The sequence below is a fragment of the Nonomuraea lactucae genome, from assembly GCF_003313395.1.
GTDB classification, from domain to species: Bacteria; Actinomycetota; Actinomycetes; order Streptosporangiales; family Streptosporangiaceae; genus Nonomuraea; species Nonomuraea lactucae.
Genome location: NZ_QNFZ01000075.1, coordinates 1 through 9,548 on the forward strand (window position 1 = coordinate 1; position 9,548 = coordinate 9,548).

The following is a 9,548-nucleotide window of genomic DNA, read 5'->3' on the forward strand; positions in this document are numbered from 1 at the left end:
CGCCGGGCTGGGTGCCCGCCGCGCTCGTGGTCTGGCCGGCCGCCGCCCTGGTCGGCCACTACCTCGCCTGGGGCGTCCCGGCGCTCAACGCCCTCGTCGTCGCGTTCGCCCTGTACGCGGCGGCGGGCAAGGCAGGGCTGGTCACCGGCCGCCCCGGCAACCCGCGGTCCGGCGGCCCGCGACCGAGTTAGACCGACTTAGGAGGAGCGCGTCCGTGCGAGTGGGGATCGACGTGGGCGGGACCCACACCGATGCCGTGATCATGGACGGGACGACCGTCCTGGCCGAGACCAAGACCGCGACCACCCCCGACGTCACCGGCGGCATCGTCACCGCGCTGCGGCGGCTGCTGGGCGCGGGCGCCGTCGACCGCGGCCGGATCGCCGCAGTCATGATCGGCACCACCCATTTCACCAACGCCCTCGTCACGGGCCGGAACCTGGCGCCGACCGGCGTCGTCCGGCTGGCGCTGCCCGCGACCGCCGCCCTGCCGCCGCTCGTCGACTGGCCGGCACGGCTGCGCGAGGCGATCCGGCCGAGCGTCCACCTGTGCCAGGGCGGCCACGAGTTCGACGGCCGCCCGATCTCGCCGCTGGACCGCGACGAGCTGCGGCGGGTGGCGGCCGAGCTGCACGCCCGAGGTGTGGACACGGTCGCCGTCTCCTCGGTGTTCTCGCCGGTCAACACCGAGCTGGAGGAGCAGGCCGCGAGCGTCCTGCTGGACGAGCTGCCGCACCTGCGGGTCAGCCTGTCGCACCAGATCGGCCGGGTCGGGCTGCTGGAGCGGGAGAACGCCACCATCGTCAACGCCTGCCTGCGCGACCTGGCCGACCGGATCGTGGACGGGTTCGCCGCGGCGCTGCGCGAGGTCGGGGTCGACGCGCCGCTGTTCCTGTCGCAGAACGACGGCACCCTCATGGACGCCGACCACACCCGCCGCCATCCCGTGCGCACCTTCGCCTCCGGCCCGACCAACAGCATGCGCGGAGCGGCGTTCCTGGCCGGCCGGGCGAACTGCGCCGTCGTGGACATCGGCGGCACGACCACCGACGTCGGCGTGCTGGCCGACGGCTACCCGCGCGCCGCGACCGGCGAGGTGGACATCGGGGGAGTGCGTACGAACTTCCGCATGCCGGACGTGCTGTCCATCGGCCTCGGCGGCGGCAGCCACGTCCGAACCTCGCCGATCGAGGTGGGGCCCGAATCGGTCGGGTACGAGCTGACCCGGCGGGCCCTGGTGTTCGGCGGGCGGACGCTCACGGCCACCGACCTGGCGGTCGCGGCCGGGCTGGCCGACATCGGCGACGCCTCGCTCGTCCGGCACCTGGACCGCGACCTCGTACGGCGCGGCGTGGCCTGGATGGCGTCGCGCGTGGCCGACCAGGTCGAGCGGATGCGCGTCTCCGCCGACCCGCTGCCGGTCATCGTGGTCGGCGGCGGCAGCGTGCTGATGCCGCCCGAGCTGCCGGGCGTCCCGTCGGTGCACCGGCCCGGCCACCACGCCGTCGCCAACGCCATCGGCGCCGCCATCGGGCAGATCGGCGGCGACGTGGACCGGCTGTTCGCGGTCAACACGGGCGTCTCCCGCGAGGACGTTCTGGAGCGGGCCCGCGCCGAGGCGGTCGAGCGGGCCGTCGCCGCCGGGGCCGTTCCCGGCAGCGTCGAGATCGTGGAGATCGACGAGATCCACGTGGCGTACCTGCCGGGCAACGCGGTCCGCGTCCGCGTGAAGGCGGTGGGCGAGCTGGACCTCGGCCGTGCCCGCACCAGTGACGAGGAGGACCGGCCGTGGGCCACGACCTGACGCTCGACGGGCTGCGCGACCTGGCCGAGGGCGCGGCCCTGCTCGGCACCGGCGGAGGCGGCGACCCCTACATAGGCCGGCTGCTGGTGGAGCGGCAACTGCGTGCCGGCCGCACCGTGCGGATCATCGGCGTGGACGAGCTGCCCGACGACGCGCTGGTGCTGCCGAGCGCGATGATGGGCGCTCCGACGGTGTTCGTGGAGAAGCTGCCGTCCGGCGCGGGCAACGTCGCCGCGCTGCGCGCGCTGGAACGGCACCTCGGGCGTACGGCCGCGGCCACGATGCCGATCGAGTGCGGCGGGCTCAACAGCATGATGCCGCTGCTGCTCGGCGCCCAGACCGGGCTGCCGGTCGTGGACGCCGACGGCATGGGCCGGGCATTCCCGGAGTTGCAGATGGAGACGTTCGCGGTGTACGGGGTGTCCGGCTCGCCCATGTCGATCGCCTCGGACCACGGCGACACCGGCATCATCGACGCCGTGGACAACCGTAGGATGGAGTGGCTGGCACGGGCCATGACCATCCAGATGGGCGGCGCCGCCTACATCTGCGACTACCCGATGGACGCCGCGACCGTGCGCCGTACCGCCGTCCCCGGCACGCTGACGCTGGCCCGGCGGCTCGGCGCCACGCTCCGCCAGGCCCGCGCCGCCCACGCCGACCCGTTCGAGGCGCTCGCCGGCACGCTGGCGGACACGATCTACTCCCACGGCATGGTGCTCTTCGCCGGCAAGGTGATCGACGTGGAACGCAGGACCGTGGACGGGTTCGCGCGGGGCCGGGTCACGATGGCCGCGCTCGACGACCCCGGTGACCGGCTGGAGATCACCTTCCAGAACGAGCACCTCGTCGCCCGCCGCGGCACCCGGGTGGTGGCGATCGTGCCGGACCTCATCTGCACGCTCAACAGCGAGACCGGGGCGCCGGTCACCACTGAGGCGCTCGCCTACGGCCAGCGCCTGACGGTGTTCGCCATCTCGACGCCGGACATCATGCGCGCGCCCGAGGCGTTGCGGTGCTTCGGGCCGTCGGCGTTCGGGCTCTCGGAGGAGTACACGCCGGTGGAGCGGCTCGCGGCCGCGGCGCGCGCCTGATTTCGCCCGCGTCGCGTCATGACAACCGGCAGGTCACCTCGGGCGACATCGCGTTCGGAGGGTATTCGGCGACCGCGTCGCGGCCCTGGTACCTCCACTGGCACACCGTCGTCGGGGTGATCCTCGCGCCGCCCAGGCACCACAGGTTGTCCCAGCTGCCGCCGGCCATGCTCTGGCCCTGCGCCTTGCAGTACTCGTGGGCGTCGTCGAAGGTGATGGTGCCTCGGGTGGGCGCGGGCGGCCCGCTGCTCGGAGGCTGCGTGGTCCTCGTCGGCCTGGTGGTCGGCTTGCGGGTCGGCTTCCTGGTGGGCACGGTGGTGGTGGGCTCGACCGGGGCCTTGGTGTGCGGCATGTGGGTCTGGCCGGGCGTGCCCTTCGAGGTGGCGTTCGTGCTGGGCACCGCCCTGGCCGACTGCGGTCGCCTGGTGGCCCCCGAACCGGGCGGGCCAAGCCGCGTCCCGGACGCGCTGGGGGAGGGCTCGCCGGGCACCGCGGAAGGCGGCGACGCCACGGTTGCGGACACCTCCGGGGTCGGCCTGGCCGCCTGGTTGCCGGAAGCGCTGGGCGCCAAGGCGAAGTAGCCGGTCACGGCGGTGACGAGCAGGGCCGCGCCCGCCGTAACCATGATCAGGCCGGGCCGCCGGCCGCCCGCCCGCTGGGCAGATACGTCAGGGCCGTCCGCGACAGCGGCCCGAGGAGCGATGGAGTGCCAGGCAGGGGCAGGAAGGGCACGCAGCCGTTCGATCACCCGGGCAGCGGTGGGCCGCTGGGCCGGGTCCTTGGCCAGGCACTCGCCCAGCAGCTCTCGCAGCGCCCCCTCCAGCCCGCCGAGGTCCGGCTCGCCCCGCAGGATCATGTGCAGGATGCCGGGTATCGAGTCGCCGGCGAAGGCCCGCCGCCCGGTGGCCGCGTAGACCATGGTCGCGCCCCAGGCGAACAAGTCGGCCGCGGGCGTGACGTCGCCGCCGGCGATCTGCTCGGGCGCCATGTAGGCGGGGCTGCCGATGGGCTGGCTGCTCACGATCGACTGGCTGAGGTCCAGCGCCCGGGCGATGCCGAAGTCGATGACGACGGGCCCGTCGGGCCCGAGCAGCACGTTGCCGGGTTTGAAGTCGCGGTGCACCACCCCGGCCTCGTGAATCGCCGCCAGGGCGGTCGCGGTGTTGACCGCCAGGCGCTGCAGGGCGGCAGCCCCGCGCGGTCCGTTGTCCCGCACGGCGGTCTGCAGCGACGGCCCGTCGACGAACTCGCTGACGATGTACGGCCTGCCGGCGACGAACCCGAAGTCGAGCACCTGAGCAGTGCAGAAGGGCGCCACCCGCTGGGCGGTCTCCACCTCGCGCAGGAAGCGCTGCTGCTCCCGGTGGTCGGCCATCAGGTGGGGATGCAGGAGCTTGACCGCCACGAGCGCGCCGTCCCCGCCCCGCCCCACGTAGACGGTGCCCTGCCCACCGGCTCCGAGCCGTCCCTCCAGGCGGTGGAGCCCGACCGCCCTCGGGTCCTCGTCCAACAGGGGTAACACCTCGGGCACCAGGCCTCCAGCCAGTCAAGTGGGTCGAGATCGGACGTCACGTGGCACTCGAGCCGACGATCAGCACCCTACCAAAACTAAAACGAAATTTTAGACTTTGGTTATGGTTTCGGTAGGCTGTCGGTATGGCGGCCAAGCAGCGACGTAGCGAGATCACGGTGGAGCGGCTGCTGACCGCCGCGCTGAAGGTGTGGGCCGCGGGCGGCGGGCAGGGCTTGTCGGTGCAGGCGGTGACCGAGGTCAGCGGGGTGAGCCAGGGCAGCCTGTATCACCACTTCGGCAGCCTCGACGGCCTGGCGGCCGCCCTGTATACGCGCTGCACCGCCGAGATGTTCGACGAGATCCTGGATCGGCTGCGGCATGCCCGAACGGCCCGCGAGGGTGTGCACGCGATCGTGCGAGGCTACCTGGGGTTCACCGGTCAACGTCCTGACGCGGCGTGGTTCATCCACGCCTCGGCCTACGCCGGATACCTGGCCGCCCACGCCGAGCAGATATGGGCGGCCAAGCAGGAGAAGCTCGAGGCGGTGGCGGCGTGGCTGCGGCCGCGGGTGGCCGCGGGCGAGATCGCCGCCATTCCCGAGCCGCTGATGGAGATGCTGCTGATCGGCCCCGTCGCCGAGACCGCGCGCCGGTGGCTGTCCCGCGTACCGGGCATCGATCTCGACGAGGCCGCACAGGTCCTGCCCGACCGGATCTGGCGATCGGTGCGACCCGACCCCCCACCCCCCACCGCCGACCACACGCCGGAAGAGTCACCAGCGCCGCCCCCGGCTCAAGAGCCGAGGTAGCCCAGGACCGTCAGCACCCGGCCCGGGTTCACGCCGGCGACGCGCGTCGAGACCTCTCAGGACCGCAGGTGCCGGGTATCGATCTGGTGTCCCGCGCCTTCAAGCACGGCCACGGCCTCCCGAACCCTCGGCTCCGGCACGAGGACGAGATCGGCGTGGAACGTCGAGGCGACGAAGACCGGGATCGCCGCGTCGGCCAGCGGTCCCACGATCGCCGCCAGCATGCCGGGAGTGTCGAGGCCGTGCGCGCTCGCGCCGCCGTACAGGCCGATCCAGCGCTCGCCCGTGCCCGCCGGCCACGTCTCGCGGACGACGGTCAGCCCCTCCGGGGCGCGGACCAGCGCGATCCACTCGTCGTCGTCGGGAAAGGTCGCTTGTGGCAGGTGCTCGACGGCGAACACGGAGGGCACGACGCCGAGGCGCTGGGCGGTGGGTGAACTCATGGCACGTATCTACCAGAAACGATCCTGACGGCCGCGGGCCGTCAGGCCCGGCGCTCGGTGTGGGCGGAGTGCGCCGCCGGCCAGCTCTGGGACGGTGCGGTTTCCCGGGTCAGGCCGGCGAGGACGGCCCGGAGGGTGCGTTCTGTCTGCAGGTCGGCGGCCTCCGGGCTGTCGAGGATCATGAGCCCGTCGGCCAGGAGGGTGGCGAGTCCGTGTATGGCTGTCCAGACGACGAACTCGGCTCCAGGACGGGCTTCGGCGCTCAGTGTGCCGGCTTCGACGAGCCGGTCGAGTTCGGCGTCGAGTACGTCGTGCGGGTGCGGTGAAATCGTGGCTTCAGGGTCGTGGGCCCCGGAACCGAAGGCCAGGCGGGCGACCGCCGGGTCCTCCAGCGCCCAGCGGACGTAGGCCCGGCCCGCTGCGACGAGGCCCTGCCGGACGTCGGCGGACGGTTCGGCGGCCTGTGCGGCGGCGCTGTTCATGCGTTCTCCGAGCCGGGCGAGCACGCGCCCGGACAGTGCGCGGACCAGTGCGTCGCGTGAGGCGAAGTGGTGATAAGCGGCGCTAGAGCTGACTCCGACCCGAGCCGAGGCCTCCCGAAGAGACCAGCCCACGACGCCGTGTTCGCGGACCAGTTCCTCGGCGGCGTCGAGCAGCGCGCCGCGCAGCTCTCCGTGGTGGTAGTGCGTCTTCCCCATGCCCGAATCTTAACAACGCTCAGATCTCAGGTATGGTGGAAGCGCAATCTGAACACTGATTAGATTGGAGTAGGCCATGTGCGCCACCAATCCCTCGCCGAGTGCGGCGGGCCGCGAAACCACAGAGAACGACGCGCCAGATGTGAGCGGCGCCCCGGCGCCGATCGTGCGCGGCGAGCCGGTCCAGGTCTCCGACGGCGTCTATGTGATCCCCGACCGGAGGGTGGAACTCGTCCCGAACGTCGGCATCATCGTGGGCGAGAAGGCAGCGCTGGTCATCGACACCGGGATGGGCCCGGGCAACGGCGCCTACGTCCTGCGGCAGGCCCGGCGCCTGGCCGGCGAGCGGCGCCTCTACCTGACCGTCACGCACTTCCATCCCGAGCACGGCTTCGGCGCCCAGGCGTTCGAGGGCGCCGCGACGATGGTCTACAACCGGGGGCAGCGCGACGAGCTGCACCGCAAGGGCCCCGCCTACCTCGACATGTTCCGGGGCCTGGGGCCGAACATCGCGGCCGAGCTCGAAGGCGTCGAGTTCGTCGACCCTGACCTGGTCTACGACGGCCAGACCGAGATCGACCTCGGCGGCCACACAGCGGCGCTGCGCACCGTCGGCCCGGCCCACACCGCCTCCGACCAGGTCGTGCTCATCGACGATCGCGTGCTGTTCGGCGGCGACCTGTTCGAGACCCGTATCTTCCCGATCACGCCGTACTTCCCGCCGCACGACACCGACGTCGACCCGGAGCGCTGGATCAGCGTGCTCGATCAGCTCAGCGCCCTCGGCCCCGAGGTCGTCGTCCCCGGGCACGGCGAGGTGACCGACGTCTCGCTGATCCACGATGTCCGCGACTACCTCACTTACGTCCGCGACGAGGCCGGTCGCCTGCGCGCCGCCGGCGTCTCCGCTGACGAGGCGGCGGCCGCGATCGACAAGCAAGCCCGCGACCGCTGGAGCGCCTGGGAACGGCCCGAATGGATCAGCTTCACCGCCCGGGCCTTCTACGACGCCGACAAGAGGACGACCACGTCATGAGCACCGGCCGATCCGACGGCCGGCGTGAGCGTGGCATCGCCGTCGTCACCGCCCTGATGACACTCCTGGCGGGCTACCTCGGATACCCTCGGGCCTCCCTCGCCATGGAGACCGTCCACGGACTGTTCGCGGAGAACACGTGACAAGCCCAGACGCGGTGATCGCGGAGGATGGCCGGGCCGCCGGTGTCCGGCGGCCCGGCCATCACGGCGTTCAGGTCTGATGCACGCGCCGTGCGCGGGACAGGAGGTGGTCCAACGACCAGGCGCCGCTGCCCAGCAGTGCCAGCATCAGGAACGACCAGCAGAACAACGCGGCGAGCTCGCCCCCGTTGGTCAACGGGAACAGGCCCTTCGGCTGGTGGACGACGAAGTAGGCGTAGGCCATGGTGCCCGAGCAGAGCAGGGCGGCGGCGCGAGTGGCGAGCCCGAGAGCGACCAGAGTGCCGGCGCCCAGCTCGATCACCCCAGCCCACCACGAAGGCCAGTCGCCGACCGACGGGATCCTCCCGCCGCGCGGGCCGCCGAGCACGCCGAACAGGGTCGCGGCCCCGTGGCATGCGAACAGCAGACCCACCACGACGCGGAAGAGCGTCGTCACGACTTCACGGATCTGATCCATGATCAGCCCCGCTGCCAGAGAGCGGGAACGTTGGGCGGCTCCCAGCCGGGAAGCGAGGTGTGCGCCTGGGTGCAGCGGTACGACGCCCCGTTGTAGGTGACCTGCGCGCCCACCGCGTAGGCGGTGTTGGCCTTCCACGTGCCGGAGGGTGTCGTGGGAGGGGGAGTGGGGTTCGGAGGTGGCGTCGGGTTGCCGCCGCCCCCGCCGATCTGCAGGTCGATGCAGGAGTAGAAGGCCATCGGCGTGTCGCCGATGTTCCAGATCGCGAGAACCTTCTGCCTTCCCGAGTAGCCCGAGAGGTTCACCGTGTGCGAGTCGGTGTCGCCGCTGAAGAACCCGATGCGGGTGTTGCCGATGTAGTACTCGTAGTCGCGGGTGCGGTGCTTGGCGGTGAACGTCCAGTTGAAGGTCACCGAGGTGCCGACCGACGTGGCGGGCCAGGGCTTGCTCTCGTCGCTGAGCTGGGCGAACTGCGGGAGGTTCGCGTGACAGCTACGCAGCCCCTTGGGCCCTTCCACGCTCTGCGGCTCGTAGATGATCGGGCCGCAGTCGGGCACCCTGCCCTGGGCGCAGTTGGCCTGTCGGCTCGCCGGTGAGTTGACGTAGCCGTGGGCCAGAGCCGGGGTGGCGTTGAACACCGTGGTGGCGATGGCGATCGCCGCCACGCCGAGTAACGTGAGAGTCCTTCTCATTGAAGTACTCCTTTACATGGGGGGTTCCCGCCAACGTAAAGGAAAGTTTCCTAATAGTAAACACACTTGTGAGGCCGGTCGGGCGGGGCTACCATCTGGGGCAATTCTCTTAGGAAACTTTCCTAAAAGAACGCCACCGGTCCATGAGCCGCCCCGGCACGCGCAACGCGGACACGGACCGGGCCATCCCCCATCAGGTACGGCCGCACGCCGTACGAAGGAGTGATCAAGTGTTAGGACTGCGCATTCTGGCGTCGGTCGCGTCCCTGGCAGCCGCGGGCGTGATCGCGGTCGTCCTGCCCACCTCCTCGGCGACGGCCGAGAGCTGCGCCGGCCCGTGGAGCTCGACCTCCTCGGCGACGGCCGAGAGCTGCGCCGGCCCGTGGAGCTCGTCGGCGGTCTACACCGGGGGCGCGAGCGTCTCCCACAACGGTCACAACTGGTCGGCGAAGTGGTGGACCCAGGGCGACACCCCGGGCAGCGCCGACGTCTGGGCCGACAAGGGCGCCTGCGGCGGCACGAGCACGCCCCCGCCCTCCGGCGGCTGCGCCTACCCGAACTGGGCCGCCGGCACCTGGTACGCCGCGGGCAGCATCGTCAAGTACACCGACGGCAACTACTACCGCGCCGAGCATGACAACCCCGGCTACGATCCGGTGATCAGCACGTGGTACTGGGAGCCGTACACGTGCGGCTCGCCGACCACGCCCCCCACGGACCCGCCCGCCTCCGGCTTCGTCGTGAGCCAGGCCCAGTTCGATCAGATGTTCCCCAGCCGGAACCCGTTCTACACCTACAACGGCCTCACCGCGGCGCTGAGCGCCTACCCCGGCTTCGC

Annotated in this window: 11 protein-coding genes and 1 pseudogene; 7 read left to right on the top strand and 5 right to left on the bottom strand. The window is 71.7% G+C overall.

Annotation, left to right across the window (positions count from 1 at the left end; genetic code table 11):
• The 3 genes and pseudogenes from DQW85_RS05855 to DQW85_RS05865 all read left to right on the top strand — a co-directional run.
• Nucleotides 1-191 (top strand): annotated as a pseudogene (locus DQW85_RS05855) (hypothetical protein); the annotation flags it as partial.
• Nucleotides 192-214: 23 nt separating this feature from the next.
• Nucleotides 215-1,804 (top strand): hydantoinase/oxoprolinase N-terminal domain-containing protein, encoded by a 1,590-nt coding sequence (locus DQW85_RS05860; protein WP_113699383.1) that lies wholly within the window; start codon nucleotides 215-217, stop codon nucleotides 1,802-1,804.
• A complete protein-coding gene (locus tag DQW85_RS05865; protein WP_113699384.1) occupies nucleotides 1,789-2,898 on the top strand; it encodes a DUF917 domain-containing protein in 1,110 nt (369 codons plus the stop codon). The genes DQW85_RS05860 and DQW85_RS05865 overlap by 16 nt, the downstream gene beginning before the upstream one ends.
• A 16-nt stretch (nucleotides 2,899-2,914) precedes the next feature.
• Here the strand turns inward: DQW85_RS05865 and DQW85_RS05870 are convergent, their stop codons facing one another.
• Nucleotides 2,915-4,429 (bottom strand): serine/threonine-protein kinase, encoded by a 1,515-nt coding sequence (locus tag DQW85_RS05870; RefSeq protein WP_162794759.1) that lies wholly within the window; start codon nucleotides 4,427-4,429, stop codon nucleotides 2,915-2,917.
• A gap of 125 nt (nucleotides 4,430-4,554) precedes the next feature.
• Here DQW85_RS05870 and DQW85_RS05875 point away from each other — a divergent pair, with 125 nt between their 5' ends.
• Nucleotides 4,555-5,220 (top strand): TetR/AcrR family transcriptional regulator, encoded by a 666-nt coding sequence (locus tag DQW85_RS05875; RefSeq protein ID WP_113699386.1) that lies wholly within the window; start codon nucleotides 4,555-4,557, stop codon nucleotides 5,218-5,220.
• A 56-nt stretch (nucleotides 5,221-5,276) separates the two neighbouring features.
• Here DQW85_RS05875 and DQW85_RS05880 read toward each other — a convergent pair whose 3' ends face one another.
• Both DQW85_RS05880 and DQW85_RS05885 read right to left on the bottom strand, forming a co-directional pair.
• Nucleotides 5,277-5,663 (bottom strand): ACT domain-containing protein, encoded by a 387-nt coding sequence (locus DQW85_RS05880; RefSeq protein ID WP_113699387.1) that lies wholly within the window; start codon nucleotides 5,661-5,663, stop codon nucleotides 5,277-5,279.
• A 41-nt stretch (nucleotides 5,664-5,704) separates the two neighbouring features.
• Nucleotides 5,705-6,361, bottom strand: coding sequence for a TetR/AcrR family transcriptional regulator (locus DQW85_RS05885; protein ID WP_113699388.1), 657 nt, complete (start codon nucleotides 6,359-6,361; stop codon nucleotides 5,705-5,707).
• Nucleotides 6,362-6,437: 76 nt separating this feature from the next.
• On the opposite strand from DQW85_RS05885, the gene DQW85_RS05890 reads away from it, so the two are divergent.
• Both DQW85_RS05890 and DQW85_RS44195 read left to right on the top strand, forming a co-directional pair.
• Entirely contained in the window at nucleotides 6,438-7,397 is a 960-nt protein-coding gene (locus DQW85_RS05890; RefSeq protein WP_113699389.1) for an MBL fold metallo-hydrolase, read from the top strand.
• Nucleotides 7,394-7,540, top strand: a complete 147-nt coding sequence (locus DQW85_RS44195; RefSeq protein WP_162794760.1) for a hypothetical protein — start codon at nucleotides 7,394-7,396, stop codon at nucleotides 7,538-7,540. The genes DQW85_RS05890 and DQW85_RS44195 overlap by 4 nt, the downstream gene beginning before the upstream one ends.
• A gap of 70 nt (nucleotides 7,541-7,610) precedes the next feature.
• Here the strand turns inward: DQW85_RS44195 and DQW85_RS05895 are convergent, their stop codons facing one another.
• Both DQW85_RS05895 and DQW85_RS05900 read right to left on the bottom strand, forming a co-directional pair.
• Nucleotides 7,611-8,018, bottom strand: a complete 408-nt coding sequence (locus tag DQW85_RS05895) for a DoxX family protein (protein WP_113699390.1) — start codon at nucleotides 8,016-8,018, stop codon at nucleotides 7,611-7,613.
• 2 nt (nucleotides 8,019-8,020) lie between these two features.
• On the bottom strand, nucleotides 8,021-8,710 hold the full coding sequence (locus DQW85_RS05900; RefSeq protein WP_113699391.1) for a lytic polysaccharide monooxygenase: 690 nt from the start codon (nucleotides 8,708-8,710) through the stop codon (nucleotides 8,021-8,023).
• 230 nt (nucleotides 8,711-8,940) lie between these two features.
• Between DQW85_RS05900 and DQW85_RS05905 the strand changes: the two genes are divergently transcribed.
• A partial coding sequence (locus tag DQW85_RS05905) for a carbohydrate-binding protein (RefSeq protein ID WP_338043356.1) occupies nucleotides 8,941-9,548 on the top strand: 608 nt, incomplete at its 3' end.

What these genes read in the sequence shown, in the direction of transcription:
- DQW85_RS05880 (WP_113699387.1), bottom strand. Translation starts at nt 5,663, where the DNA reads ATGAGTTCACCCACCGCCCAGCGCCTCGGCGTCGTGCCCTCCGTGTTC.
- DQW85_RS44195 (WP_162794760.1), top strand. Translation starts at nt 7,394, where the DNA reads ATGAGCACCGGCCGATCCGACGGCCGGCGTGAGCGTGGCATCGCCGTC.
- DQW85_RS05890 (WP_113699389.1), top strand. Translation starts at nt 6,438, where the DNA reads ATGTGCGCCACCAATCCCTCGCCGAGTGCGGCGGGCCGCGAAACCACA.
- DQW85_RS05885 (WP_113699388.1), bottom strand. Translation starts at nt 6,361, where the DNA reads ATGGGGAAGACGCACTACCACCACGGAGAGCTGCGCGGCGCGCTGCTC.
- DQW85_RS05895 (WP_113699390.1), bottom strand. Translation starts at nt 8,018, where the DNA reads ATGGATCAGATCCGTGAAGTCGTGACGACGCTCTTCCGCGTCGTGGTG.
- DQW85_RS05900 (WP_113699391.1), bottom strand. Translation starts at nt 8,710, where the DNA reads ATGAGAAGGACTCTCACGTTACTCGGCGTGGCGGCGATCGCCATCGCC.
- DQW85_RS05875 (WP_113699386.1), top strand. Translation starts at nt 4,555, where the DNA reads ATGGCGGCCAAGCAGCGACGTAGCGAGATCACGGTGGAGCGGCTGCTG.